The following is a 25,764-nucleotide window of genomic DNA, read 5'->3' as shown; positions in this document are numbered from 1 at the left end:
CGATGCGGCGTGGCCGAGGTTGCGACTGAAATTCAAGAGTCTCCTGGATCCCTCCACGGATCAGGCCGACCTGGTCCACGAGGAGCCGGACGACGTCTCCGTCCCCGAGGCCCGGCGCAATCTCCGCAAGAAGTACGACGAGCACCCGGAAGCCGGGCACATCGAGCTGACGGTGGGCGGTGTCGTCGTCGGTGTCACGAGCCGCGCCCGGGTGTTCGAAGACCTCGGTCAGGCCGGTGGTGAGCCGGGCGTCGGCGACGGGGACCGCGCCACCCAACCCGGTGAGTCCAGCCAGTACCGGGTGCTCGTCATCGCCTGCAAGTCCTGCGGCGGCACCGCCACCACCATGTTCTACGACGAGCGGACGACTCCCGCGTGCTGCGCGAACGGCCGGATGGAGCTGCGCCGATGAGCCTCGACGCCCTCGCCGAGATGCCGGCCGGCCTCCAGGGCAGCCGCTTCTTCCGGGTGTACTACTTCCCCACCTACGCGGTGCTGCTCTTCCTCCTGGTCCTGGTCTGGGCCGGGGCGCCCGGAAAAAGGATCAGCTTCAAGGCGGCGTGGGAGACCGCCGCCAACCTGGAGATCGCCGAAGCCCTGCTCATCATCGTCGTGGTGGTGCTGCTGGCGCTGGTGCTGCATCCGTTCCAGTCGGCTCTCGTCGGGCTGCTCGAAGGCGGGTGGCCGGCGGCGCTCGGCTCCGGCCTGTTCCGGCGTCTTCAGCTGGCGCGCCGGAGGAAGCTGACGACGACCGCGGCCGCCCCGCCGGCCACCGCTGACGACCAGGCCGTACAGGCCGCCGGGCGGGCCGCCGGACGGCTCCGCCGCCGCTACCCGACCCGGGAACATCTCGTGCGGCCAACCGCTCTGGGCAACGCGCTGGCCGCCATGCAGGACAACGCGGGACGCGGGTACGGCCTGGACGCCGTGGTGGCCTGGCCCCGCCTCTACGCGGTCCTCGGCGAGACCGTACGCGACGTCGTCGACGACCGCCGGGACACCATGGACAGCACCGCCCGGCTCGCCGTGTCCACCGGGATCGCGGCCTTCGCGACATTCGCCCTGCTGAGCCGGGCGACCCACTGGTGGTGGCTGCTCGGCTTCGTGCCTCTCGCCGTCTCGGTCCTCTCCTACCGGGCGGCCGTGCACGCCGCGGTCGCCTACGGCGAGTCCGTCGAGCTGGCGTTCGACCTGCACCGGTTCGACCTGCTGACCGCCCTGCACCTGGCGGCGCCCGCCGATCGGACCGCCGAATTGAAGATCAACCAGGAGCTGTGCGATCTGTGGCGCCAAGGGGTGCCGCCGACCGCCGGCTACGTCACCGGAAGCCGGAACGGATGACTGTCCCAGTGAAGAACATCGCGATCCTGCCGTACTCGCAGTTGGTGGGCCAGGACCGGTTGCGGCTGGCCCTGGAGCTGTCGTATGTCGACCCGAGCGTCGGCGTCCTCGCCTCCGGGGAGCGGGGCACCGCGAAGTCGACAACGATCCGCGCCTTCTCCGTGATGGCCTTCGGGGAACTGCCGGTAACCCTGCCGATCGGCGCCACCGAGGACCGGCTGCTCGGCGGCCTCAACGTGGAGGCACTGCTGCGGGGCGACAACGAGTGGCAGGCCGGGCTGATGGAACAGGCCAGCGAGTCGGCCGGGCGGATGCTCTACGTCGACGAGGTGAACCTGCTCGACGACCATCTGGTCAACATCCTGCTCGACGCGGCCTCCACCGGGGTGCTCGTGGTGCAGCGGGACAACATCGACCGGGTGCCCCTGCCGGTACGGTTCACGCTGGTCGGCACCATGAACCCGGAGGAGGGCGGGCTCCGGCCGCAGTTGCTCGACCGGTTCGGCCTGGCCGTGGCGGTGACCAGCGAGGATCACGACGAGAGCCGCCGCCGCATCGTGGAGACCGTGCTCCGGTTCGAGGACGAGCAGGACAACCCGGGTTCGAAGTGGCTGGAGAAGGCACGGGAGGACGACGCCGCCACCCGCGCCCGGCTCGCGGCGGCCCGCGAACGCCGCCCGTCCCTGCCGATCACCGGGTCCCTCGCGGACGCTTGCGCGCGACTCGCCGGCGCCTTCAACGTCGTCGGTCACCGCGGTGACCTGGTGTTGATCCGCTCGGCCCGGGCCCGGGCCGCCCTGCTCGGCGCGACGTCGATCACGCTGGACCATCTGCGTAAGGTCGCCCCGCTCGCGCTGGCCCACCGGCGGCCGCTGCTCGAATCCGGAACGCTGCGCCCCTGGACGCCGGACGACGACCGCCGGGTCGACGAGGCCCTGAGGGAAGTCACGGCGGACTGAGATGACCAATCCCACCCCGGTAGCGCTCGAGGTGCTGCGCTGCATGGCGATCGACTCCCGGATCGGGGGCGTGCTCTTCCTCGATCTGGATCCGATGCTGCTCCGGCCCCTCGGATCGTGGCTGCTCGGGGCGGCGGGCGGGAGTCCCGGGCGGCTGGTGTCGCTCGGCCCCTGGCACACCGACGACGACCTGTTGCTCGGCCTCCGCTTCACCGGCGGATCCGTCAAGCCCCGGCCCGGCCTGCTGGCCGAGAGCGACGACCCGGCCGCTCCGGTGATCGTGGTACCCGACCTGGCGCACACCTCACTGGCCGTACAGCGGGCCGCGGTGGCCTTGATCGGATCGGAGACGGCGACGGCCGAACGGCACGGCGCCTCGATCACCTGGTCACCACGGGCGCGCTGGCTCGCCGCCGGCGACCGAACCGACGCCGCATCGCTCTCCGCCCACCTGCTCGACAGATTCCCGGTCCGCTGCGACGGCACGCAGCTCAACACACTGCTCGCCGAGGCCGAGATCCGGCTCGCCACCGACGACTCCCGCGCCCTGGACGAGGTGACCGGCGACCTGTTCGGCCCGGTGGGCCCGATCCCGGCACGCCGGCCGGTGCCGTTGAGCGCTGCGGCGCTCGAGCAGGTGGTGGCCCTCGGCCGGACCGGTCCGGGGGAACGCCGCACGCTCGCCCTCGGCCGGATGAGCCGGGCGCTCGCCCTGATCGGTGACCGGTCCGAGGTCTCGGCGGGGGACGTCGAACGGGCCGCCGACCTGATGGGCATCATCGCGGTGACACCCGCGACCCCGGAGCCGGCGTCCGGAGCCGCACCCGAGCCGGGCCGTGGCCGCCAGACCGCGCAGGCGCCGGAGCGGCCCGCCGAGCGGACCGGCCCGGCCGCGCATCCGGCGGCCCTCACCGAGCGCCAGGTGGTTCCGGTGCCCGGCGACACCCTCGACCCGGCCGACCTATACGCCGACCCGAACGCGATCCTGTACCCGGAGGACGACCCGGAGGCTCTCCCGTCGCCGGAACCGCTGCGGCTGCCCCCGCCCTCCCGCGCCCGCCGCAACGGCCCCGCCGGAGCGGTCCTCGGCAGTGAGCCCACCCGCGGTCTGGACGATCTGGCTGTCGTCCCCACGCTGCTGACCGCACTGCGCTTCCGGCCGGTACGCGACGGCCGTCTCCAGTTTCGGCCCGGTGACCTGCGCCGCCACCGGCGCCGCCCGGAACCGGCGAGCGCTCTGATCCTGGTCCTGGACCACAGCTGCCTGCGGACCTGGAACGCGGACGCCGCCATGGCGCCGTTCCTGCGGTGGGCGTTCCGGCAGCGGGCGGCGGTGTCGGTGGTCGAATTCGGTCACGCCGACGCGGCCGATCCGCTCCAGGCCACCCGCTACCGGGTCCGCGACATCGCCGACCCGAGGGTGGCGGCCTCGCTGAACCGGGACCCCGGCAGGGCCAGCCCACTGGCGCACGCCATGGACCTGGCGGTGGCCGAGGCGCAACGACTCGCCCGGCGCAACCGGTCACCGGTCGACGACGCGCTCGTGCTCGTGGTGACCGACGGGCGGGGTAACGTGCCGCTGCACATGAGCCTCGGCGAACCGGCCGGCGGACCGGTGGGGCGGCGCGGCGTCGATGACACGATCGGCGTGGCGGACGGTCTGCGTACCATCCGGGGTGTTCGATCGGTGGTCCTGGCGCCGGACGTCCCCGCCTATCCGGAACTGCCGTGGGCGGTCGCGGACGCCATGGGTGGCACGGTCCTGATCCCGAAGCCGGGGAGCTCGCGATGACCCGCCCCGTCTCGATGCGCGCCCGGCTGAACGCCGACGACTCCCCGCTGGCCACCCCGGCCCGGCCGGCGATCGACCTGCAGGGAACCACTGCCCCGGACGGCGAGGTCGTCCAATTCCCTCCCGAGGCGGCGCACGTCCTGCAGACCATCCCCGAACGCACCGCCCTGCTCTGCGTCACGCCGTCCTACCGGGACGGCCACTCGTTCTTCAAGTTGACCTGGTTCTTCGACGGCGAACCCGACCAGACCCGAATGAGTGAACTCCCCCTGCATACTCGCCCGGACGAGACCGTCGCGGACATCATGCGCGGCCGGCGGTGGAAGCGGTCCTACCAGCGGTTGGCCATGTGGTGGCGTGACAAGCTCCGTGTCACCGACTGGCTGGAACGGTTGGCCGCCTCCGCAGCCAAGTCTGACGGAGCCCCGATCCGGCTGGTCGTTCTGGACCTGACCGACTTCCAGATCCCGTGGGAGTTGCACTACTCGGATCGCACCCGGCGTTGGCTCGGGGCCGAGATCGAGGTGATGCGCTGGACCACCATCTTCGACTTCGCCCGGTACGCGCGGTTCGCGGCGCAGTCCGGTACCTGCACCGGCGGGGTGCTGGCCCTCGAAACACCGGACATCGCCAGGGCCACCGGTTCCGTTCTCGCCGAATTGCTCCAGCCGTACCGGTCCGTGCCGGTGAGAGACGTGATCTCCCTGCTGACCCGGCTCAATGACGAGAACCTGCACGTCGGGCTGGTGATGTTGCGATGCCACGGCGCCTACCGTTCCGAGGACGGCGACTTTTGTCTGGGCGGCAAGACGATCGGAACCTACGAGATCGATTACCCGGCGATGCCGCTTCTCGACCGCTTCCCCGCTGTGGTGCTCTTGAACGCCTGCGACTCCGGGATACCAAGACCCGCGGGATCGAACTCATTCGTCGCCACGCAGAGTTTCGCCGAGCTATTTCTACGCCGTGGGGCGTACAGCGTCATCGCGACACTCGGCGAAATCAGCATCGACTACTCGCACGATTTCGCGTACGAGCTGCTCGACTCGTACGATCGCGAGCAGCGGATCACGGAGATCCTGCTGCGGCGGCGACGCAACGCGGCCAAGAAGGTCGCCCAGCGGATCCCGGACACCCGGGAGGACGCGGACTACAACGACTTCTTCCAAGGCTTCGGGTACGTCTACTTCGGCCACCCGGAGACCACCCTCCGCCTGACCTCTCCCGCAGCGGCGGCTCACCATGAGTGACTCCCCGATCCGCCTCCAACCCCTCGTGCGGTGGCCGCGCCAAGTCCGGCCGAACACCCGCTACCAGGTGATCGTGGACCTGACCGTCGAGGACGGCCAGGAGTGGCCGTATCCGGCGGAGGAACGGACGATCGGGTGCCTGCTCGACGGGGCGCCGTGGTGCCAGGCCGAGTCAGCCGGGTCGGACCTGCTGGTGCTGCACCGGTTCGGCGGAACGTACGGGCCGGTGCGGTTCGTCCTGCACATCGGGGAACTCACCGCGGACCCGCGACCACTGCGGCTCACCTTCCTCACCGCGGGCGGGGTTCCCTTCCGCACCGTCGAATTGCCGGTGTCCCGCGGGGCGACCGAGACGGCGGACACCTACGACGACGTTCCGGTCGGCGTCGCCGATCCGCCACGAACGGGCACGGTCTTCGCCCTGTTGGTGGGCATCAACGATTCCGGTCCCGGGCGGCACTCAATCGCGGGAGCCGTGAACGACGTCGAGGGGGCCGAGGCGATGCTGCGGACGACGGTGGTGGAATCACATCGACTGCGGATCGAGATGCTCCGTGACAGCGAGGCGACCCGGGACGCCATCATCACGCGGTTGCGGGCGCTGGCCGATCAGGCCGGGCCGGACGACACCGTCCTGTTCTGGTTCAGTGGCAACGGCTCGACGGCCGAGGCGCCTCCCGACGCCTGGCACCTCTATCCCACCGGCAAGATCGAGACTCTCATCTGCCACAGCGCCGGCCAGGACCGGGCGGAGATCACCGCCCCGGAACTGTCCGACCTCATCGGCCGGATCACCGATCATGGCACTCATGTGGCGGTCGTGGTGGACGCCTGCCACAGCGGCCTCAAGCCGAACGCCCGGGTGGAACCGCCGTCGCGCTCGCCCGTCGAGTCAGGGCAACCCGAACCCCACGAGGGATCCCACATCCTGCTGGCTGCCTGCCTTCCACATGAGACCGCGAGCGAGCTCATCGTGGATGGCACCTACCACGGCGTCTTCTCCTGGTCGCTGTTGCGGGCGTTGCGGCGCATGGGGCCGACGGCGACCTACCGGGAGCTGATCGCGGCCGCTCGCGGTGGGGTCGCGCTCCGCGCCGGACGTCAGACCCCCACTCTGTACCCGGCTTCGGACACGGTCATCGACCAGCCGTTCCTCGGCGGTGCGGTCCGGCAACCCGTCAGCCTGACGGTCATGCACTGGAGAAGTGACGGATGGTCGATCAACATCGGCGCGTGTCACGGCGTTCCGGCGGCGCCCGGCACGCGCGTCGTGGTGTCGCACACGTCGCCCGCGCTAGAGGCGGCGGTCATCGATGTACGCGCGGTGGAGAGTCTCGTCGAGCCGGTCGGCTGGGAGCCCGATCGCTACACCGAGTACCCGGTCGTCGTCAGTGCGATGCCCACACCGCCCACCACCGTCGCCGTCGACCCGGCGGCGGGCCGCGTCCGGGACGCACTCCGTTCCGCCGGGCCGTCACCGCACCTTCGCGAGGTGTCCTCCGGCGAGACTCCGGACCTGCGTGTCGCCGCCACCGGCGACACGGCCACCGTGCTCGTCGCGGAGGACGAGCCGCCCCTGCTCAGCAGCATCACGCTGGACAATGGAGGCACGCAGCGGATCGTCGAAACCTTGGCACACGTCGCCCGATGGCGGCGCACCTACCTGCTCGACAACCCGCCGAGCCGGCTGGCCGGCGCGGTCCGGATCGAGGTGATCTCGGCTGACGACGGCAGCGAGACGTCGGTCTCCGCCAACAGTGCGGCCCTGCGAACGGACAACCACGGAGTGATCCGGCTGCGTGCCCGCCGCATCGCCTCGGCGTGGCGCCGGCCCAGAATATTCGTTCGGCTACGAAACGAGCGCGACGAGCACCTCTACTGCGCCCTGCTCGACCTCACCTCGGCGTTCGGAGTAAACGTGCGGCTCTTCCCCGGAGCCTTCATCGGTCCTCGCCGATTGGCCGCCGCGGTGGACGGACGCGCGATATCGGTGGGGCCTCCCCGCAGCAAGCGGATACATCCCGGACAGACCGACCGCACCTGGCTCAAGCTGATGGTCTGCCAGGAGGAGTTCAGTGTCGAACCATTCGCCTTGCCCGACATCAGCGACAGTGCCGCCGCGTCCAGGACGTGGCCAGCCCGCTCGCCATATCCCGCCGCGACCCTAGAGGCGACCGGATCGTTGACGGCGACCGCGACCACCGGCACGCTGTCGCCTCACCCGGACCTGGCCGAGGCGGCCGCCGACTGGTGGACCACGATGATTCCGATCGAGGTGGTCTACGACTGACGGTTTCCGGCGCCTCGCGGAGACGCCGGGAACCGGTAGCCACAGGTCAAAGGTTCCTGCTGATCACCGGCAACGCGGCCACGCGCCATCGGACCAGGAGGGCCAGCAAGGTGATCTTCACGGCGACAGGGTAGCCGGACCGGGATTGGGCGATGGCGGCCTCACCCCGTACCGATGAATGGGATTTAAAGGACGAAGCCGGCGATCATCTGGCTGAGGGCGCGGATGTCGGAGTCGGCCTTGAATTCCAGGCGGACCTTGCCGAGGCCGCTGAACCACATCTCCAGCTCGGAATCGCGGTCGAAGTTGCCGGCCGTCTCGATCGAGAAGGCCTGGATCTTGCCGTAGGGCAGTGACGTGTAGTCGACCTTCTTGCCGGTCATGCCCTGCACGTTGGCGGCGATCAGCCGCTTGTTGGTGAAGACCACGAAGTCGCGGGTGGTCTTGAACGCCGCGATCAGCTGCTCACCGGGGATGAGCAGGGGCGCCACCTGCGGGTAGACCGAGGCCGGGTCGACCGGGTTGAGCTTGAACACCGATGGGCTGGAGAAGTCAATCACGACCTCACGGTAGCGGGCCCATGCTCCCTTCCTCCGGGTTGTTCAGCGCAAGGTCACCTCGGCGACGTCGGCGAGGCGGGTCAGCTTCTCCGGGTTGCGCACGTAGTAGAGGCCGGTGATCCGCCCCTGGTCGACCCGCGCGGCCATCACCCCGTCGAACTCGCCGTCGACGTGTACGGCCAGCGCCGGGCTGCCGTTGACCGTAGCGAACGCGGTGGTGTAGCTGATCCGGGCCTTCCGCAGGCCGCCGAGCATGAAGCGGGCCACCTTGTCGGCGCTGACGATCGGGCGGGCCGCCGCCTGCTTGAGGCCGCCGCCGTCGGCGATCAGGACGGTGTCCGGCGCGAGCACGTGGAGCAGCCCCTGGAGGTCGCCGGCGGCGAGGGCGCGCTGGAACGAGTCGAGGGCGGCGCGGACCTCACGCTCCGAGACGGTCTGCCGGGGCCGCCGGGCGTCGACGTGCTGCCGGGCCCGGTGGGCGATCTGGCGGACCGCGGCCGGCGTCTTGCCGACCGCGTCCGCGATCTCGTCGTAGCCCACGTCGAACACCTCGCGCAGCACGAAGACGGCCCGTTCGGTCGGCGCCAGGGTCTCCAGCACCAGCATCATGGCCATCGACATGCTCTCGGCCAGCTCCACGTCGCCGGACGCGTCGGGGGTGGTGAGCAGCGGCTCGGGCAGCCAGGAGCCGACGTACGACTCGCGGCGCCGCTGCATCGTACGGAGCCGGTTGAGGGCCTGCCGGGTGGTGATCCGGACCAGGTAGGCGCGGCGGTCCCGGACCTGGTCGAGGTCGACGTCGACCCACCGCAGCCAGGTCTCCTGGAGCACGTCCTCGGCGTCGGCCGCGGAGCCGAGCATCTCGTACGCCACGGTGAAGAGCAGGTTGCGGTAGGTGACGAAGTCGTCGGTGGCGTCGCGCATATCGATCATCATGCGACAGGAACGGTCGTGGTGACGGCCTGGGCGCGGTTGCGGTCGTGGGCCCACAGATCGCGTACGCCGGGGCGGCGCGCCTCCTCGGCCAGTTGCTTGACGGTGTGCGCCACCACGAACTCCTTGAGCTTCGCGCCGGGCCGTCCGCCCAGGTGGAGCGGGAGCGCCCGGTCGTCGCGCCGGGCGAACTGGAAGATCCCGGCCCGGCGGCCGAGGCTGATGCACTGGCCGGCGAATCCGACCCCGGCGTCCGCCGGTGTGGTGCCGGCGATGTGGCTGAGCACGGTCTCGGCCGCCTGCGGACCGAGCTGGACCGCGGACTGGCAGCCCATCCGGTACGGCCGTCCGGACGGCGCCGCGGCGTCCCCGGCCGCGACGATCCGCGGGTCGTCGACGCTGGTCAGGGTCTCGTCGGTGATCAGCCGGCCGAGGCCGTCGGTGGTGAGGCCGCTGCGGGCGGCGAGGTCGGGGACGCTGAACCCGGCCGCCCACACGGTCAGCGGGCTGGGCAGTTCCCGGCCGTCGGCGAGGCGGACCGTGGCCGGGGTGACGGCGGTGACGCGTGCGCCGGGCCCGTCGACCACGCGCACCCCGAGCCGGGCCAGCCGCCCGGCGACCGAGCGGCGGCCCCGGGTGTGCAGGTACGGGTTGAGGACGTCCCCGCACACCAGGGTGACCGGGTGGCCGGCCTCGGCGAGTTCGGCGGCGGTCTCGATGCCGGTCGGCCCGGCGCCGACGACGGTCACGGCGGAGGCGGCGTCCACGAGCGGCCGCAGCCGGCGCGCGTCCTCCAGGGTGGCGATCGGGTGGGCGTGCTCCGGCGCCCGCGGGCTGTCGCTGCCGACCGCGTAGATCAGGTGGTCGTAGCCGACGGTCGCGCCGTCGGCGAGGGTGAGGGTGCGGGTGGGGGCGTCGATCCGGTCGACGGTGGCGACGCGCAGCCGGACCCGGTCGGCGAGCACGTCCCGGAAGTCGACGACCGCCTCGTGGTTGCCGCGGACCAGCTGGTGCAGGCGGAGCCGTTCGACGAAGACCGGCCGCGCGTTGATCAGCGTGACGGTCACGTCGTCACGGCGGGTGAGACGGTTGGCGGCCATGACTCCGGCGTAGCCGCCGCCGATCACGACAACGTTCATCGGAACTCCCTGAGGCTCGTTCGGGCGCTTCGGGCACGAGACACCGGTCGGCCGGGGAGTGTGACACTTGTGACTCACCTCACCCCGGCTGGTGGCCGGGGTGAGGCGTCACGCCTGCGATCAGGCCTTGCAGTTGTGCTTCCTGTTCCAGGTGGCGACCGCCTTGACCGGGCTCTTGCTCCCGCCCTTGCGCCACGAGGTGAGGTACGACGCGGGCCAGACGACGCCGCGGCGGACCTTCCAGTCGCCGGCCTTCTTGCACGGCGGCGAGATGCCGTAGTGCACGTGGCAGACGCCGCTGGAGTTGCCCGTCTTGCCGACCTTGCCCAGCGACTGCCCGGCCTTGACCCGGACACCCTTCTTGATGCCGGTGGTCACCTTGCTCAGGTGCGAGCCGTAGTAGCGGACGCCATCGTCACCGAGGATGGCGACGAACTTGCCGCCGTTGTACGGCCCGTCCGGCACGCCCTTCTTGTACTTGTCGACCCGGCTCACCTCGAGGACGACACCACCGGTGGTGGCGACGAACGGCTTGCCACAGGCGGCGAAGATGTCCGTCGCCGGGTAGCCGGCGTGGGTCTTGTGGTAGGAGGCGTTCTTCGCCCGTACTGGGAAGACGTACTTGTAGGTGGCGGCGGCCGCGGCCAGCTCGACCTCGACGGGCGCCACGGCGGCCGCGGGTGCGGCCTCCGTGGCGGGCTCCGCCGGGTTCGAGCCGGGGACGCCGCAGCCGGAGAGGCCCACAGCGACCGCGGTCAATCCCGCCAGCCAGGTTAGATTGCGCATCGCGACACCCTAGCGCCCGTTTCCGGCGGTGACAGTCCCGCGCCGGGCCCAGGCGCGGACGTCGGCGTCCGGGTCGTCGGCGGCGGCGCGCAGGGCCTCGCCCACGTCGGGCCGCCCGGACCAGCCGCCCAGCGAGCGGACGGCGGCCTTGCGGACGTCGAGGTTGCGGTCGCGGGCGGCGCCGGACAGGGCCGGGGCGGCGACGTCCGGATCGGCGGCGGCCAGGCCCTTGGCGGCGCCCTCGCGCACCTGCCACGCCGGGTCGCCGAGCGCGGTGACCGCGGTGGCGGCGAGCGGCGGCGGGCAGCCGATGCCGGCGGCCGCGGCCAGCGCGGCGGCCCGGACCAGCACGTCGTCGTCGCCGGTGAGCCGGTGCAGGGTGCCGGCGGCGGCCGGGTCGCCGACCGTGCCGAGGCCGTGCGCGGCGGCCACCCGCACCTCGCGGGCCGGGTCGAGGGCGGCCGCGGCCAGACCGGCGACGTCGTCGCGGCGGACCAGACCGCGGACGGCCTGGAGACGAACCGCCACGTCGACGTCCTCGGCGGCGGCCCGGAAGTCGGCGGAGGCGCCCAGCCCGATGATCCGCAGCAGCTCGACGACGACCTCGCGGACCGCGGTGTCGGTGCTCGCGTAGCCGGCCCGCAGCCGCTGGGCCAGATCCTCGGTGGCGGGCAGGACGTCGGCGAGTTCCCGCAGGCCGGTCACCGCAGCGGCGCGTACCGGGGCGTCCGGGTCGGCGAGGGCGCCGACCAGGGCGTCGGCCACGCCGGGCGGGGCGACCTCGGTGAGCGTCGTGACGGCGGTTCGGCGTACGCCCGCGTCGGTGTCGGCGAGGTACGGGGCGAAAGCGGTCAGGGCGGGTTCCTGTTCGGCGAGCGCCAGGACCGCCACGATGCGCGCGGCCGCCGCGGTCGAGGTGCTCTCGCCCGTACGATCGATGGTTTTGTGACGTGCGGCGGCGCCGAATCTCCGGGGCTCGGGGACGGGGGTTTCGGGGGCGCCGGACGGGAGCTGGAATCCGTCGACCGGGAACAGGTATTCGGCGACCGGCCGTTTGACGAATTCCATCTCACCGGCGGCGTCGCGGCGCAGATTGAGGTGGTAGAGCCATTCGCCGTCGTCACGGTTCGGGTGGTCGGCGCGGTCGTGGTAGAGGCCCCATCGGCTCTCGGTGCGCACGAGGGAGGCGCGGGCGGCCATCTCGGCGCAGTCGCGGATGAAACTCACCTCCACGCAGCGCATGAGTTCGTGCGGGGTGCGGCCGCCCATCTCGGCGATCTCGCCGGTCATCCGGTGGAACGTCTCGACGGCGATCTCCAGTTTCGCGGCCGATTTCGGCGGCGCCACATAGTCGTTGACGAAACGGCGCAGCTTGTATTCGACCTGCTGCTGCGGGGGCCCGTCGGGGTGTTCCAGCGGGCGGTAGATCAGCTCCCGGGCGGCCGCGATCTGGTCCTGCGGCAATGCCGACGTGTCACTCTTCGCCAAGCCGGCAGCGTGCGTCCCGGCCAGATCACCGTAGACGAACGCGCCGATCATGTAGTTGTGCGGCACACACGCCAGATCCCCGGCGGCGTAGAGCCCCGGAACCGTGGTGGCCCCGTTCTCGTCGACCCACACCCCGGACGCGGAATGCCCACCGCACAGCCCGATCTCGGAGATGTGCATCTCGATGTCGTGGGTCCGGTAATCGTGCCCGCGCCCGGCGTGGAAGGTGCCCCGCGACGGCCGCTCGGTGGAGTGCAGAATGCCCTCCACGGTGGCGATCGTCTCGTCCGGCAGGTGGCTGAGTTTCAGATAGATCGGCCCGCGGTCGGAGTCGAGTTCCCGGGCCACCTCGGCCATCATCTGCCCGGACCAGTAATCGCAGTCGACGAACCGTTCGCCCCGGTTGTTGACCTGGTAGCCGCCGAACGGATTGGCAACATAGGCGCAGGCCGGCCCGTTGTAGTCCTTGATCAGCGGGTTGATCTGGAAGCATTCGATTCCGGACAATTCCGCCCCGGCGTGGTAGGCCATGGCGTACCCGTCGCCGGCGTTGGTCGGGTTCTCGTAGGTGCCGTAGAGGTAGCCGCTGGCCGGGAGCCCGAGCCGCCCGCAGGCGCCGGTGGCCAGGATGACGGCGTTCGCGGCCACCGTGACGAACTCGCCGCTGCGGGTGTCGAAACCGGCCGCGCCGACCGCCCGGCCCTCGTGGGTGAGGACGCGGACCGGCATCACCCGGTTCTCGATCTGGATCCGCTCCCGGTTGTGGCGGCTGCGCAGCACCCGGTAGAGGACCTTCTTGATGTCGCGGCCCTCCGGCATCGGCAGCACGTACCGGCCGGAGCGGTGCACCTGGCGGACCGCGTACTCGCCGTACTCGTCCTTCTCGAACTTGACGCCGTACCGCTCCAGCCGTTGCACCATGGCGTGGCCGCGGACCGCGGTCTGGTGGACGGTGCGCTGGTTGACGATGCCGTCGTTGGCGCGGGTGATCTCGCGGACGTAGTCCTCCGGGGTGGCCTTGCCCGGGATGACCGCGTTGTTGACGCCGTCCATGCCCATGGCCAGCGCCCCGGAGTGCCGGACGTGTGCCTTCTCCAGGAGCAGGACGTTCGCGCCGGCTTCCGCGGCGGACAGCGCGGCCATGGTGCCGGCCGTGCCGCCGCCGATGACCAGCACGTCGGTGGTGAGGTGGCGGGTCACGTGAGGCTCCTCAGGATCTCCTCGCGGGCGGCGCGGACCACGGGGGTGCCGCGGGTGGCCGGATCGCGGGGTTCGGGGACGTCGATCAGGGTGCGTACGCCGTCCGGGCCGAGGACCGCGACCCGGTCGCCGAGGTAGAGCGCCTCGTCGACGTCGTGGGTGATGAAGACGACGGTGGCCGGGGTGGTCCGCAGCACGTCGACGAGCAGCCGCTGCATGGCGGCGCGGGTCTGCGCGTCCAGCGCACCGAACGGCTCGTCCATCAGGATCGCCTTCGGCTCACCGGCCAGCGTGCGGGCCAGCTGCACCCGCTGGCGCATGCCGCCGGACAGTTTGCCGGGCCGCCGGTCGCCGTGGTCGGCGAGCCCGACCTGGCCGAGCCAGTGGTCGGCGAGCCGGCGGCGTTCACCGCGCGGCACCCGGCGGATGGCCAGCGGCAGCTCCACGTTGTGGCGGGCGCTGCGCCACGGGAGCAGGGCGTCGTCCTGGAAGACGAGCGCCCGGTCCGGGGACGGGCCGGTGATCGGGGCGCCGTCGGCGAGCAGGGCGCCGCCGCGGACCGGGAGCAGACCGGCCAGGCTGCGCAGCAGGGTGGACTTGCCGCAGCCGGAGGCGCCGACCACGACCAGCACCTCGCCGGGACGGATGTCGAGGTCGAGGCCGCGTACCACGGTCTCGTCGCCGTGCCCGAGGCTCACGTCGGTGATGTGGAAGGCCAGGCTCACCGGTCCCCCACCACCTTGCGGCCGAGCAGTTCGACGGCGCCCGCGGTGGCGAAGCCGAGCACCCCGATGGTGATCATGCCGACCAGCACGGCCGGATAGTCGACGATCGTGTAGGCGTGCCAGGTGCGGTACCCGACGCCGTAGTCACCGGAGATCATCTCGGCGGAGATGACGCAGATCCAGGCCACGCCCATGCCGACCGACAGGCCGCCGAACACGCCCGGCAGGGCGCCCGGCAGCACCACGCTGAGCAGCACCCGCCCGCGCCCGCCGCCCATCGTGCGGACGGCGTCCTCCCACACCGTCGGCAGCGCGCGGACCGCGTGCCGGGTGCTCACCAGGATCGGGAAGAACGCCGCGGTGAAGGTGATGAACACGATGCCCTGCTCGTTCTCCGGGAACAGCAGGATCGCGACCGGCACCAGGGCGATCGCCGGGATCGGCCGGACCACCTCGAACAGCGGTTGCAGCAGGTCGGACAGCAGCCGGGAACGGGCCACCGCGATGCCGGCGGCGATCCCGGCGACCGCGGCCAGGACGAACCCGGTGAGGATCCGGACCAGGCTCTGCGCGATGTCCAGGTAGTACAGCGGGTCCCGCAGCAGCAGGCCGAGCTGCCCGGCCACCTCGACCGGCGTGGGCAGCCGGTCGAAGCGGATCCACACGGTGGCGTCGGTGGCGGTCAGCCACTGCCACACCAGCAGGGCGGTCAGCAGCGAGGCGGCGCGGATCAGCCAGCGGTTCACCCGGCGGCCTCGCTGCCGCTTCGGCCCGGCCCCGGCGCGGGCTTCCCGGGACGGCGCGGCGAGGGTGGTGGTCATGCCTCGTTCACGGCCTTCTCGTACGCGAGGACGCGCGACCCCGGGTGGGCGGTGTTGTAGGCCAGGGCCGCGGCCCCGGTGACGAACGGCAGGAAGCGGTCGCCGTCGCGGACCCAGGTGCTCTTGTCGGCGAACCAGCGGGTGCCGGTGCCGGCGTCCGGCACGTATGCGGCCCGGATCTTCCTGCCGGCCGTCGTGGCGGCCTTGACCGCCTTCAGCAGGCACGTGGGGTCGGTCGAGGCGTGCGTGCCCGTCTCCCCGTCGAGCCACAGCTCACCGGCGAGCGCCCGGTCCGCGACCTCGGTGCCGCAGATCTCGTCCTTGCCACTCAGCACGGCACCGGGGGTGCCGCCGGGCGGGACCAGGGTGTCGTCGACGAACGCGTCCAGGTCGATGTCCTGGAGCACCCCGATCGACTTGAGGAACGGCACGTCCTGTTCGAGGGCGGCCCGCAGCTCGGATGTGATCGGCAGGTCGAAGGTGGCGATGCCGTTCGCGCCGTTGTAGAGGTAGACCACCTCGGCGGGCAGCCCGGTCTCCTCGGCGACGATCTCGGCGGCTTCCCGGGGGTGCTGCCAGAGGAACTCGGTGGCGTCCCGCTGGGCGGCCAGGAAGGCTTTCACGACGTCCGGGTTCTCGTCGGCCCAGCTTTCGCGGACGACGGTCCCGTGCAGGGTGGGCACCCCGAGCGTGCCGCCGTCGTACAGGACGGTCGCCTCGCCCCGGTGCACGAGCAGGCCGGGCCAGGCGACGAACTGCGACAGCGCGTCGACGTTGCCCGATTGCAGGGCGGAGGCGCCGACCGGCGGCTGCTGGTTCTCCACCTTGACGTCGGTGTCCTTCAGCCCTTCCTTACGCAGCGCCTGGACGAGCAGGCCGTGGGCGGCCGAGCCGACGCTGGTGGAGACGACCTTGCCCTTCAGCGTCTTCAACGAGTCGATCGCGGAGTCGTTGGCGACGACCACGGTGTTGAGGGCGCCGCGCTGGTTGTAGCCGGTGACCGCGATCATCTTCGTCCGGGTCTGCTCCGACTGCTGGCCGCGAGCGCCGTTGATGAGCAGAGGATAGTCACCCATCGAGCCGATGTCGATCTTCCCGGCCATCATCTGGGCGGTGATCGGGGCGCCGGTGTCGTAGTCCTGCCAGACGACCTGGTACCCGTCGCCGAGCCGCTTCTCCAGGAAGCCCCGGGCGCGCAGCAGGGTGCCGGCGGTGACCGTGTTGATGGTCTTGGACTGGTAGCCGACGACGACCTGTTCGGCGCCGGCGTCGGCGGCCTGCCCGGCGACCGTGCAGCCGGTGAGCGCCAGCAGCGCGGTGAGCGGGACGGCGAGCCGGGCCCTCATCGGATCAGCACCGGCATGTTCACGGTCACCGCGCCGGTCGGGCAGCGGGCCGCGCACGGGCCGCAGTACCAGCACTCGTCCACGTGCATGTACGCCTTGCTGGTCTCCGGGTCGATGGCCAGCGAGTCCAGCGGGCACATGTCGACGCAGAGGGTGCACTCGTCAATACATAGACTTTTATCGATGACTACGGGCACATCGACCCGTTGGTTGACCAGCGCCATGGGATTCTCCTGCGGTTCAGAAACTGCTGATACGGCTCAGCCGGGTCACCAGGGTCAACCGGTCGCCACGGAACCGGATCCACTCCAGATCCACCGGGCGGCCGTCGGCCAGGTGGGTGACCCGTTCGATCATGAGCAGCGCGGCCCGGTCGGCGACACCGATCAGGTCGGCGCTGTGCGGGTCGGCGTTGACCGCCTCGATGCTGATGTCGGCGGTGCCCAGACTCTGCCCGGTCAGCTCCTCGATGAGCACGAACACGTCCCGCCCGGCCAGATCCTCGGCGAGCAGCGGGACACCGATGTCCTGCGGCAGGTAGGTGAGGTCCAGCGACACCGGGACGCCGTCCAGACTGCGGACCCGCTCCAGGTAGAGGACCTGCTCGCCGTCCGGGATCCGGAGCCGGTGCGCGACCACGGCGGGCGGGCGGACCAGCGCGACCGTACGCACCTCGTTGGTGATCTCGCCGTGCTCGTGCAGGGTCTCGGCGAGCCCGGCCAGGCGGTGCAGGCCGTGGGCGTACTTGGCGGTGACGACCAGGGTGCCGACGCCCGGCTGGCGCGCGACCAGGCCCTCGGCGGCCAGCAGCCCGAGCGCCTCCCGGACGGTGTTGCGGGAGGCCTCGAAGTCGTGACACAGCTGCGCCTCACGGGGCAGGGCCGCGAACGCGCCGGCGAGCACCTGATGGCGCAGCACGTCAGCGATCTGCCGGGCCCGGTCGGCGCGCCGCCACCGCGCCTCGGCCACTGCCGGTTGTCCCATCCCGCTCACCTCCCGCACTTAACCTATAAAGCTCATAGGAGAACTGGAAGCGGTAGGCGGCTGCGCCACCTGCGCGGGCCGCGCGGGCCACGCTGAGCTGCGGAATCGTCGCCGGGAAGGATCGTTGCGCCGGAAAACACGCCCGGATCCTGGGACGCGCACATGGTGAGGCCCGGGGGCATGGCCAGCCCCCGGGCCTCCGCTTACCACTGAGTTGCACACGCCAGCACGTTTAAGAGCGAGGATCACTCTGATGACATCCGGGTTTTGCCTTTAAACTACCGCCCCCCGAAAGCGGAGCGGGCCGGAATTGAACCGGCATCCGGTGTCTCTGTCCTGCTCGTTCGATCTGGCGATCAGTGGTGAATGCTGACATTGGAGCGAGAATCTGAGTCTCATCCCGGCTGCCTCTGCCGATTGGGCTACCCCCGCGAGGAATGCAGGGGGCGGGGCTCGAACCCGCACTGTCACCGGGTGGTTCAGCTTCAGCCTCAGCTGTCAGCTTCGCGCCCGACGTTGGGGCGCACCCCGCGCTCCCACGGGGGTCTGTGACGGGTCCTACCCGAACAGGAAGTCGAAGACGGCCGCGCCGACCCGCTGGTCGACAGCCTCGGTGTTGTTGGCCTCCTCGCGCGCGAACTTCACCGCGGTCTGCAACGCCAGCACCCGGTCGAGGATCTCGTTGACCCGCTTGGCCGGAAGGGCGCCGGAGAACTTCACGGTGGTCCAGTAGCCGACGGTGACGTCCTCGTAGTACACCTCGACCTGGGCCGGGTGCTTCTCGGTGGCCTCCGCCTTCACGTGGTTGCGCGGCACCTTCTTGGTGCGGTTGGTGCGCACCGGGTCGGTCCGCCAACTGTCGGTGGAGTCGTCGCGCACCCAGGACTCGGCGGCGTCCAGGACCGGCAGCTTCTTCACGAACGTGTGCAGGTCGACCAGCTGCTTCTCGAGGAAGAGCAGGTAGGTCACCGGCACCTGCGCGGCGATGACGCGGCCGTCGACGACCACGTCGGCGCGGGCCACACAGTTCGTCCAGTCCTTGGTGGCGGTGACGTCGAACAGCCGGGTCAGGGTGCGGGACACGTCCCGGAGGATCTCCTCCGACTTGATCTGCACGCGCGTCGACTCGGCGGGCAGCTGCTCACCCTCCTCGTCCTTCGGCTGGTAGGTCCGCGCGATGCCGGCGAGCGGCGCCGTCTTCTGCACGGCGTGGTGCGCCTCGCTCAGGTCGGCGAACGCCTTGCTCTTGACGCCCTTCTCGACGGCGATGATCTGGTTCAGCTTCGGCACCCATGTCCCCTTTCAGCGGCCCGAACGCTAGCACCGCTCCGCCACCGGCTCGAACGATTTAGACGCCCTGCCAGGCGACCCGCCGCCAGGCGTCCCCGAGCACCTCGGCGAGGGCCGCGGTGTCCGGGAAGACGACGTCGTCGACGGCCGCGATCGGCTGGGCCGGGAAACGGGAGTTGACGGCCGCCGCGCCGGTCATCTCCGGCAGGTCGGCGGCGGTCAGCGCGCGGGACGTCTGCGCGACACCGGCCGCGTCCAGCTCCCGGCGCAGCAGCCGCATCGTCACACCGGCGAGCATCGGCGCCTCCGGCCAGACCACCCGGGCGCCGTCCCACAGCACCAGGTTCCAGACCGAGCCCTCCCGCAGGAGGCCGTCGCGGCCGGTGAAGACGACATCGTCGAAGCCGGCCCGCCGCGCCTCGGCCGCGTGGTGGAACAGGCCGAGGGTGGCGCGGTGCTTGAGGTGGGGAAGCTCGCGTTCGTACACGATGGTGCGCGCCCGGATCGCGGGCGGCGGCGTGTCGGCGCCCGGCTCCAGGACCGAGACCATCGCGTCGGCGGCCGACAGCATGGTGACCCGGACCGTGGCGTCCGGCTCGCCCCGCAGCGCGTGGACGATCAGCGCCCGGATCGTGTCGTCGGCGGCCGGATCGGTGCCGGGGAACAGCTCGGCCGAGCCCTGCCGCAGGCGCTCCAGGTGCAGGTCGAGCCCGGCCACCGCGCCACCGCGCACCTGCATGGTGGTGAAGTGGCCGAGGATCATGGTGGCGGCACGGTGCAGCGCCTCGACCTCCGGCGCCGCACCGTTGATCTCCACATACGTCACCAGGTCATGTCTACCTGGTGTTCGTGCACGGCGTAACCGGCGCGGGCGAAGGCGGCCGCCATCGGCACGTTGCCAAGGTCGGTGGACGCCCGGATCCGGGGCACGTCCTGCCCGGCCAGCAGGCGGGTGCCCTCGGCCAGCAGCGCGTCGATGTGGCCGCGGCCGCGGTGGTCCGGGACCACGCCGATGTAGGCGATGATCGGGTTGTAGCCGTTGTGGGCCGGGATCACGAAGCCGACCGGGTCGCCGTCCGGAAGTGTCGCGACCCGCCACCACTCCCGCGGGCTCGGGTAGCGCAGCAGTTCCTCGTGGTACTGCGACTCGGCGCACTCGCGCGGGCTCATCCGGGTCAGCTCGTCCCGGCTGTGCGCGTCGAGGGCGCCGTCGAGGACCCGCTCCATCAGGCCGATCAGCTCGCCGGCGCCGTGTGGCTCACGGAAGACGAGCCGATCCGTGTGCGGCGGGACCGGCGTTCCCGGATGCCACTGCAGGCGCAGCCGCTCGACGAACAGCTTGGCGCCGGACCGCTCCAGGACGTGCAGCCAGTCGTGCGGGTGGTCACGCCAGTCGGGGACGACGAACCGGGTGAACGCCGGTGCGGAGACGGTGGCCGCCTCGATCAGCCGGGCGCCGTCGTCGACGTGACCGGGCGCCACATCCATGATGTCCATGAACATCGGTTTCTCGTCGCCGGGACGGGACCACCAGGCCGCGCGGGCGGTCACCCGGCCGTCGCGCACGGCCACCCACAGCCACCCGGGGTGGCGGCGGCCGGCCGTCAGGTCGCCGGCGATCTCCTTGTTGAGGACGTAGTCGAAAGAGTTGAAGAGGTCCAGCTCACCGGGGCCGGTGAGCGGGCGGATTTCCAGAGTCAAGGCATCTCCATCGGAAGCTGTGCTGGGAATACATCGCTCAGCCCTCCTTTCGTCTCCCTCAAGCGGCGGCTATTTGTAGCGGCCACCGCGACCCGGGCGCAACGCATTTATCGCTCCCGATGCGGGCGGCCGCCTTCACCGGGCGCCCGAGCGTTCCGCGCCGATCCCGGCGGCGACCACCAGGCCGATGCCGGCGACCGCCGCCCACCCCGGAACCTGGTGCAGCAGGACCAGGCCGGCCAGCACGGCGATAGCCGGTTCCAGGCTCATCAGGGTGCCGAACGCCGCGGTGGTGAGCCGGCGCAGCGCCAGGAACTCCAGCACGAACGGCACCACCGGCAGCAGCACGGCCAGGAACAACCCGGCCACCAGGACGTCGACGGTGACCCGGCCGACCACCTGCGGGCCGGCGACCACGGTGGCGACCAGACCGGCCACCGGCATCGAAACGGCCAGGCCGCTCAGCCCCGCGCCCTCGTCGCCGACATGCTGGGTGAGCAGGATGTACGCGGCCCAGCACACCGCCGCGGCCAGCGCGAACGCCACACCCACCGGGTCGGCGCCGCCGTGCCACGGCTCGGTCAGCAGCAGCACCCCGCCCCCGGCGAGCAGCGGCCACAGCAGGCGCCGTCCACGGATCACGGCCACCCCGAGCGGGCCGAGGAACTCCAGGGCGCTCGCGGTGCCCAGCGGCAGCCGGGCGACCGCCGCCATGAACAGCATCGTCATCGTCCCGGTGACCACGCCGAGGGCGACCGCCGACCACAGGGCCCGCCGGCTCAGATCGGACAGGCGTGGCCGGGCCAGCAGGAACAGCAGCACGCCCGCCCAGGCCAGCCGGATCCACGCGGCGCCGGTCACGCCGAGGTCGTCGATGAGGCCCACCGAGACGGCCAGGCCCAGTTGCACGCACGTCATGGCGGTGACGGCGAGGGCCGCTCCGGTGCGGGTGGCGGTGCGCGGGCGTACGGCGGTGAGCGTCATGCCGCCCAGTAGATGCGATCCGGACCGTTCGCGTCCACGTGACGATGCTGGACATACCGTTCGTCACAGCTGAACAATCGTGGCGTGGACGTGCGCCGCCTGGAGACCCTTCTGATGCTGTCCCGACTCGGGTCGATGCGTGCCGTCGCCGAGGAGACGCACACCACCACGTCGACCGTGTCGCAGCAGATCGCGGCACTGGCCCGGGAGGCCGGCACCCCGCTGATCGAGCCGGACGGGCGGCGGGTCCGGCTCACCCCGGCCGGGCGGCGGCTCGCCGAGCACGCGGTCACCGTTCTGGCCGCGCTGGAGGCCGCCCGACTCGACCTGGACCCGGCCGCGGAACCCGCCGGGACGCTACGCGTCGCCGGTTTCGGCACGGCCATCCGGCGATCGCTGCTGCCCGTCGTGGCCCGGCTCGCCGACGACCACCCACGGGTACGCGTCCGCATCCACGAACACGAAAGCGACGAGGCCCTCGCCATGATCGCCGCCGACGACCTGGACCTGGCCCTCACCTACGACTTCAACCTGGCCCCCGCCGTCCTCGACCGGACGGTGGTGTCGCGCCCACTGTGGTCGGCGGAGTGGGCCCTCGGCGTCCCGGCCGGCGACCCGCACACGGACGCCGACGCCCCCACCGTGTTCGCCCGCTACCGCGACCACGACTGGATCGTCAACTCCCGCGGCGTCGCCGACGAGCAGGTGGTCCGCACGATCGCGTCGATGGCCGGCTTCGACCCGCTGATCACCCACCGCTCGGACAGTCTGGAACTGCTCCAGGACCTGGTGGTGGCGGGCCTCGGCGTGGGCCTGCTCCCGGTCGCCGGCCCGACCCGCCCCGGGGTCCGCCTGCTGCCGCTGCGCGACCCGGCCCCGATCCTGCGCTGTTACGCGGTGGTCCGCACCGGCCGCACCGGCTGGCCCCCACTGGCCCTGCTGCTCCGCCTGCTCGGATCGGACATCAGCGATCGGGCCTCCTCCGCCTCCGGCACACCCAAGTCCCGATAGAGACGCTCCGCCGCGTCGGCGTGCGGCGCCGCGTCGCCGGCTCGTCCGAGCGCCAGCAACGCCCGGGCCAGGCCGTGGTGGGCGCGGGCCCGCTCCGGACGGTCGCCGTGTGCCGCGGCCGCGGTGTGTTCCTCGATCGCGCGGGCCGGATCGCCGCCGGCCAGTGCCGCCTCGCCCAGGCCGTTGCGGGCGGCGGCCTCGTCGGTGTGGTTGCCCATGGCCCGGTAGATCCGGCCCGCCTCCCGGTGCCGGTCCGCCGCCTCGGCGGGGTGGCCCTGATGGCGCAGCAGGGTGCCGATCTGGTTGAGGACCCGTGCCTCGCCGAGCGGGTTGCCGTCGCGCCGGTGCATCGCGAGCGCCAGATCCAGGTGACGGCGGGCCTCGTCGTGGCGGCCCGGCTGGTCCAGGACCATGCCGAGGTCGCCGAGGACGAACCCCTCGCGGGCCCGGTCCCCGGCGATCCGGGCCAGGTCGAGGGCCTGTTTCAGATGCCGTTCGGCGGTCGCGGCGTCGCGGCGGCGCCAGGCCACGTCGCCGAGCGTGTGCAGGGCCATCGATCGGGGGAACGGGTCGTCCTCGGCGACGGCGAGCGCCTGCTCCGCGTAGTCGAGGGCCCGCTCGTAGTCGCCACGCCGCCAGTGGGTCCAGGCGAGGTCGGCGAGCGCGCGGCCGGACACGTCCGGGTCGCCGTTGGCGCGGCTGCGCTCCAGGGCGATGCCGTGCAGGGTGACGGCGTCGTCGTGGTGGGCCTGCCGGTCCAGGTACGGCCGGAGCGCGTGCGCCAGGTGCCCGACGCAGATGCGGGGCACGTGGGCGGCGGTGGCGATGATGTTGCCGCGTTCGGCGTCCAGCCATCGGAGGGCCTCGGCGGGGTCGCGGATCGGCTCGACCGGGGTCAGCTCGGGTGGCAGCCCCGGCCGGTCGCCGACGTTCGCCGGGAACAGCCGGCGGACCGCCGACCGGGACCGGTGCAGGTAGTGCACGAGCAGCCGCATCACCGCCCCGTCCTCCGCCGGGAACGAGCGGGCGTGCTCGCGCAGCAGGTCGTGCATGGTGTAGCGGCCGGGCTCGCGCTGGATCAGCAGGTTCGCGTCGAGCAGGCTCTCCAGCAGGTCCTCCGCCTCGGGCACCGGCAGGTCGGCGAGGGCGGCCGCGGCGTGCGGTTCGACGTCGCGCACCGGGGCCGGCCCGAGCAGCCGGAACATCCGCCGTTCCGCCTCGTCGAGTTGCTCGTAGGACACCGCGAAGGCGGCCGCCACGCTGCGCTCCGGGGTGGCCAGGTCGGCCAGGCGCAGGCGGCCCGCCAGATAGGACACGCTCCACCGGGGACGATGCTGGAGCCGGGCGGCGGCCAGCCGGATGGCCAACGGCAGATGGCCGCACAGATCGAGCACCTCGGTCACCGCCGTGGGCTCGGCGGCGGCCCGTTCCCCCACGATGCCGGCGAACAGGGCGAGCGCGTCGCCGGGCGGCAGCACCTCCATGGACAGGGCGCGGGCGCCGTCGACGTCGACCAGCCGGCGCCGGCTGGTGATCAGCAGCAGGCTCTCCGAGCTGCCGGGCAGCAGCGGCCGGACGTGACCGCCGTCGGCCGCGTTGTCGAGCACCACCAGGACCCGGCGGGACGCCAGCTCGGCCCGCCACAGGGCGGCGCGCCCGGCCTCGGTCGGCGGGATCTCGGTGAGGCCCAGCTGGCGCAGCAGGATCTCCAGCGCGGCCGGCGCGGTGTGCCCGCTCAGGTCGGCGAACAGCTGCCCGCCCGGGAACCGCCCGGCCAGCCGGTGGGCGGCCCGGATCGCCAGGGTGGTCTTGCCGACCCCGGCCATCCCGTCGATGGTGACGATGCCGCCGCGCGGATCGCTGACGATCCGGTCGAGCTCCGCGTCGCGGCCGGTGAAGTCGGGCACGTCGTACGGCAGGAAGCTGGACCGGGACGCCGCCAGGGCGCTCTGCTCGACGGCCAGGAAGCCGGCGCCCGGGTCGAGGCCCTGCTCCTCGGCCAGCCCCTCCCGGTACGCCCGGGCCGCGGCCAGCGCGTCGGCCTGCCGCCCGGACCGGTGCAGCGCCGTGACCAGCTGCCCGGCCAGCCGCTCCCGCAGTGGGTGCGCCGCCACGTGGGCGGCCAGCTCGTCCAGCACGGCGGCATGCCGCCCGGCGGTCAGCTCCGCCTCCATCAGCTGCTCGATCGCGGCGAGCCGCCGGTCGGCCAGCAGCGCGCGGGCGGCGGGCGCGTAGTGCGCGTGCACGTCGGCGAGCGCCTCGCCCCGCCACAGGGCGAGCGCCTCCCGCAGCCGCCCCTCGGCCACCAGGTCGCTGAACTCCCGCACGTCCAGGCTGCCCGGCGCGGGATCGGCCAGATAGCCGCCCGGCCGGGTCCGCAGGACCTCGGCGCCGCCCATCGCCCGGCGCAGCGCGGTGATCGCCGCGTGGATCTGCGACCGTGCCGTCTCCGGCTGGTCGAGGCCCCACACCGCCTCGATGAGCCGCTCCATCGGGATCACCTTGCCCGCGTGGAGCAGCAGGTGGGCGAGGACGGCGCGGTGCCGTGGGGCGAGGCCGGGAAGCGGCTCCCCGTCGACCGTGACCTGCACGGGCCCCAGAAGTGCGAAGCGAAGGCCCCCCACGATGTGCCTCCCATCGTCGATGCATCGCGAATCTATCAACGGGGTCCGACAACCTCTGTCTCACCAGAGCGAAGCAGAACGAACGAGGAGAGACCCATGCAGCGCATGAAGAACCCGGCCGTGCTCGTCCCCGCCGCGATGCGGCCGATCCAGAGCCTGATGGCGGCCACCCGCACCCAGGATGTGCCGGAGGAGCTGCTGGAGCTGGTGCACCTGCGGGTCAGCCAGATCAACGGATGCGGCTTCTGCGTCGACGCCGGCGTGAAGAACCTGACCAAGGCCGGCGAGTCCGGCGAACGGATCGGCGTGGTCGCGGCGTGGCGGGAGACCCCGTACTACTCGGAGCCGGAACGCGCCGCGCTGGCGCTGGCCGAGGCGGTCACCGAACGGCCGGCCGCCGTGCCGGACGACGTGTGGGACGCGGCCGCCGACCACTTCACCGAGCCGCAGCTGGCCGCGATCCTGCTGACGATCGCGACGACGAACCTGTTCAACCGGCTCAACGCCCCGATCCGTCAGCAGGCCGGTTCGTGGTGACCG

Annotated in this window: 22 protein-coding genes and 1 pseudogene; 8 read left to right on the top strand and 15 right to left on the bottom strand. The window is 72.0% G+C overall.

Features of this window, described 5'->3' with window-relative positions; all coding sequences use genetic code 11:
* The first annotated feature begins 19 nt into the window (after nucleotides 1-19).
* The 6 genes from J5X75_RS16705 to J5X75_RS16680 are packed head-to-tail and all read left to right on the top strand — an operon-like array spanning nucleotide 20 to nucleotide 7,632.
* A complete protein-coding gene (locus J5X75_RS16705; RefSeq protein ID WP_208468330.1) occupies nucleotides 20-412 on the top strand; it encodes a hypothetical protein in 393 nt (130 codons plus the stop codon).
* Nucleotides 409-1,341: a hypothetical protein gene (locus J5X75_RS16700; protein WP_208468329.1), complete on the top strand. Its 933-nt coding sequence runs from the start codon at nucleotides 409-411 to the stop codon at nucleotides 1,339-1,341. The genes J5X75_RS16705 and J5X75_RS16700 overlap by 4 nt, the downstream gene beginning before the upstream one ends.
* Nucleotides 1,338-2,300: an AAA family ATPase gene (locus J5X75_RS16695; RefSeq protein WP_208468328.1), complete on the top strand. Its 963-nt coding sequence runs from the start codon at nucleotides 1,338-1,340 to the stop codon at nucleotides 2,298-2,300. Before J5X75_RS16700 ends, J5X75_RS16695 begins: the two co-directional genes overlap by 4 nt.
* Nucleotide 2,301: 1 nt before the next feature.
* On the top strand, nucleotides 2,302-4,092 hold the full coding sequence (locus J5X75_RS16690; RefSeq protein WP_208468327.1) for a hypothetical protein: 1,791 nt from the start codon (nucleotides 2,302-2,304) through the stop codon (nucleotides 4,090-4,092).
* Nucleotides 4,089-5,342, top strand: a complete 1,254-nt coding sequence (locus J5X75_RS16685) for a CHAT domain-containing protein (protein WP_208468326.1) — start codon at nucleotides 4,089-4,091, stop codon at nucleotides 5,340-5,342. The genes J5X75_RS16690 and J5X75_RS16685 overlap by 4 nt, the downstream gene beginning before the upstream one ends.
* Nucleotides 5,335-7,632, top strand: a complete 2,298-nt coding sequence (locus J5X75_RS16680; RefSeq protein WP_208468325.1) for a caspase family protein — start codon at nucleotides 5,335-5,337, stop codon at nucleotides 7,630-7,632. The genes J5X75_RS16685 and J5X75_RS16680 overlap by 8 nt, the downstream gene beginning before the upstream one ends.
* Nucleotides 7,633-7,817: 185 nt before the next feature.
* Here J5X75_RS16680 and J5X75_RS16675 read toward each other — a convergent pair whose 3' ends face one another.
* The 14 genes from J5X75_RS16675 to J5X75_RS16610 form a co-directional block, all read right to left on the bottom strand.
* Nucleotides 7,818-8,192, bottom strand: a complete 375-nt coding sequence (locus J5X75_RS16675) for a PH domain-containing protein (protein ID WP_208468324.1) — start codon at nucleotides 8,190-8,192, stop codon at nucleotides 7,818-7,820.
* A 42-nt stretch (nucleotides 8,193-8,234) separates the two neighbouring features.
* Nucleotides 8,235-9,116 (bottom strand): RNA polymerase sigma-70 factor, encoded by an 882-nt coding sequence (locus tag J5X75_RS16670; RefSeq protein WP_208468323.1) that lies wholly within the window; start codon nucleotides 9,114-9,116, stop codon nucleotides 8,235-8,237.
* An 8-nt stretch (nucleotides 9,117-9,124) separates the two neighbouring features.
* Nucleotides 9,125-10,264, bottom strand: coding sequence for an NAD(P)/FAD-dependent oxidoreductase (locus J5X75_RS16665; protein ID WP_208468322.1), 1,140 nt, complete (start codon nucleotides 10,262-10,264; stop codon nucleotides 9,125-9,127).
* 120 nt (nucleotides 10,265-10,384) lie between these two features.
* Nucleotides 10,385-11,050, bottom strand: a complete 666-nt coding sequence (locus J5X75_RS16660) for a M23 family metallopeptidase (protein ID WP_208468321.1) — start codon at nucleotides 11,048-11,050, stop codon at nucleotides 10,385-10,387.
* Nucleotides 11,051-11,059: 9 nt separating this feature from the next.
* Nucleotides 11,060-13,738: a fumarate reductase/succinate dehydrogenase flavoprotein subunit gene (locus J5X75_RS16655; RefSeq protein WP_208468320.1), complete on the bottom strand. Its 2,679-nt coding sequence runs from the start codon at nucleotides 13,736-13,738 to the stop codon at nucleotides 11,060-11,062.
* Nucleotides 13,735-14,463 (bottom strand): ABC transporter ATP-binding protein, encoded by a 729-nt coding sequence (locus J5X75_RS16650; RefSeq protein WP_208468319.1) that lies wholly within the window; start codon nucleotides 14,461-14,463, stop codon nucleotides 13,735-13,737. The genes J5X75_RS16655 and J5X75_RS16650 overlap by 4 nt, the downstream gene beginning before the upstream one ends.
* Entirely contained in the window at nucleotides 14,460-15,284 is an 825-nt protein-coding gene (locus J5X75_RS16645; protein WP_208468318.1) for an ABC transporter permease, read from the bottom strand. The genes J5X75_RS16650 and J5X75_RS16645 overlap by 4 nt, the downstream gene beginning before the upstream one ends.
* Nucleotides 15,281-16,630 carry an aliphatic sulfonate ABC transporter substrate-binding protein gene (locus J5X75_RS16640; RefSeq protein WP_208468317.1) on the bottom strand — a complete coding sequence of 450 codons (1,350 nt, stop codon included), beginning with the start codon at nucleotides 16,628-16,630 and terminating at the stop codon, nucleotides 15,281-15,283. Before J5X75_RS16640 ends, J5X75_RS16645 begins: the two co-directional genes overlap by 4 nt.
* Nucleotides 16,627-16,854 (bottom strand): 4Fe-4S dicluster domain-containing protein, encoded by a 228-nt coding sequence (locus tag J5X75_RS16635; RefSeq protein WP_188125851.1) that lies wholly within the window; start codon nucleotides 16,852-16,854, stop codon nucleotides 16,627-16,629. Before J5X75_RS16635 ends, J5X75_RS16640 begins: the two co-directional genes overlap by 4 nt.
* Nucleotides 16,855-16,870: 16 nt before the next feature.
* The gene (locus J5X75_RS16630; protein ID WP_208468316.1) at nucleotides 16,871-17,614 is read right to left on the bottom strand and encodes a GntR family transcriptional regulator; all 744 of its coding nucleotides are present in this window, start codon (nucleotides 17,612-17,614) and stop codon (nucleotides 16,871-16,873) included.
* 558 nt (nucleotides 17,615-18,172) lie between these two features.
* The gene (locus J5X75_RS16625) at nucleotides 18,173-18,904 is read right to left on the bottom strand and encodes a DUF7873 family protein (protein ID WP_208468315.1); all 732 of its coding nucleotides are present in this window, start codon (nucleotides 18,902-18,904) and stop codon (nucleotides 18,173-18,175) included.
* A gap of 58 nt (nucleotides 18,905-18,962) precedes the next feature.
* Entirely contained in the window at nucleotides 18,963-19,730 is a 768-nt protein-coding gene (locus J5X75_RS16620; protein WP_208468314.1) for an aminotransferase class IV, read from the bottom strand.
* Nucleotides 19,727-20,605, bottom strand: coding sequence for a GNAT family N-acetyltransferase (locus J5X75_RS16615; protein WP_208468313.1), 879 nt, complete (start codon nucleotides 20,603-20,605; stop codon nucleotides 19,727-19,729). The genes J5X75_RS16620 and J5X75_RS16615 overlap by 4 nt, the downstream gene beginning before the upstream one ends.
* Nucleotides 20,606-20,740: 135 nt before the next feature.
* The gene (locus J5X75_RS16610; protein WP_208468312.1) at nucleotides 20,741-21,589 is read right to left on the bottom strand and encodes an EamA family transporter; all 849 of its coding nucleotides are present in this window, start codon (nucleotides 21,587-21,589) and stop codon (nucleotides 20,741-20,743) included.
* An 84-nt stretch (nucleotides 21,590-21,673) separates the two neighbouring features.
* Between J5X75_RS16610 and J5X75_RS44350 the strand changes: the two are divergent.
* A pseudogene (locus J5X75_RS44350) lies at nucleotides 21,674-22,483 on the top strand (LysR family transcriptional regulator); the annotation flags it as partial.
* Here J5X75_RS44350 and J5X75_RS16605 read toward each other — a convergent pair.
* Entirely contained in the window at nucleotides 22,480-25,224 is a 2,745-nt protein-coding gene (locus tag J5X75_RS16605; RefSeq protein ID WP_208468311.1) for an AfsR/SARP family transcriptional regulator, read from the bottom strand. The pseudogene J5X75_RS44350 and the gene J5X75_RS16605 overlap by 4 nt on opposite strands.
* 96 nt (nucleotides 25,225-25,320) lie before the next feature.
* Between J5X75_RS16605 and J5X75_RS16600 the strand changes: the two genes are divergently transcribed.
* On the top strand, nucleotides 25,321-25,761 hold the full coding sequence (locus J5X75_RS16600; RefSeq protein ID WP_208468310.1) for a carboxymuconolactone decarboxylase family protein: 441 nt from the start codon (nucleotides 25,321-25,323) through the stop codon (nucleotides 25,759-25,761).
* Nucleotides 25,762-25,764: the final 3 nt, after the last annotated feature.

It is taken from the genome of Actinoplanes flavus (assembly GCF_017592555.1).
Taxonomy (GTDB): Bacteria; Actinomycetota; Actinomycetes; order Mycobacteriales; family Micromonosporaceae; genus Actinoplanes; species Actinoplanes flavus.
Note: the sequence above shows the minus strand (reverse complement) of the source record. Positions and strands in the feature narration are given on the sequence as shown.

Excerpts from the sequence above, each read along its gene's own strand:
- J5X75_RS16700 (WP_208468329.1), top strand. The coding sequence starts at position 409 with ATGAGCCTCGACGCCCTCGCCGAGATGCCGGCCGGCCTCCAGGGCAGC.
- J5X75_RS16695 (WP_208468328.1), top strand. The coding sequence starts at position 1,338 with ATGACTGTCCCAGTGAAGAACATCGCGATCCTGCCGTACTCGCAGTTG.
- J5X75_RS16690 (WP_208468327.1), top strand. The coding sequence starts at position 2,302 with ATGACCAATCCCACCCCGGTAGCGCTCGAGGTGCTGCGCTGCATGGCG.
- J5X75_RS16685 (WP_208468326.1), top strand. The coding sequence starts at position 4,089 with ATGACCCGCCCCGTCTCGATGCGCGCCCGGCTGAACGCCGACGACTCC.
- J5X75_RS16680 (WP_208468325.1), top strand. The coding sequence starts at position 5,335 with ATGAGTGACTCCCCGATCCGCCTCCAACCCCTCGTGCGGTGGCCGCGC.
- J5X75_RS16670 (WP_208468323.1), bottom strand. The coding sequence starts at position 9,116 with ATGCGCGACGCCACCGACGACTTCGTCACCTACCGCAACCTGCTCTTC.
- J5X75_RS16665 (WP_208468322.1), bottom strand. The coding sequence starts at position 10,264 with ATGAACGTTGTCGTGATCGGCGGCGGCTACGCCGGAGTCATGGCCGCC.
- J5X75_RS16660 (WP_208468321.1), bottom strand. The coding sequence starts at position 11,050 with ATGCGCAATCTAACCTGGCTGGCGGGATTGACCGCGGTCGCTGTGGGC.
- J5X75_RS16645 (WP_208468318.1), bottom strand. The coding sequence starts at position 15,284 with ATGACCACCACCCTCGCCGCGCCGTCCCGGGAAGCCCGCGCCGGGGCC.
- J5X75_RS16640 (WP_208468317.1), bottom strand. The coding sequence starts at position 16,630 with ATGAGGGCCCGGCTCGCCGTCCCGCTCACCGCGCTGCTGGCGCTCACC.
- J5X75_RS16635 (WP_188125851.1), bottom strand. The coding sequence starts at position 16,854 with ATGGCGCTGGTCAACCAACGGGTCGATGTGCCCGTAGTCATCGATAAA.
- J5X75_RS16630 (WP_208468316.1), bottom strand. The coding sequence starts at position 17,614 with ATGGGACAACCGGCAGTGGCCGAGGCGCGGTGGCGGCGCGCCGACCGG.
- J5X75_RS16610 (WP_208468312.1), bottom strand. The coding sequence starts at position 21,589 with ATGACGCTCACCGCCGTACGCCCGCGCACCGCCACCCGCACCGGAGCG.
- J5X75_RS16600 (WP_208468310.1), top strand. The coding sequence starts at position 25,321 with ATGCAGCGCATGAAGAACCCGGCCGTGCTCGTCCCCGCCGCGATGCGG.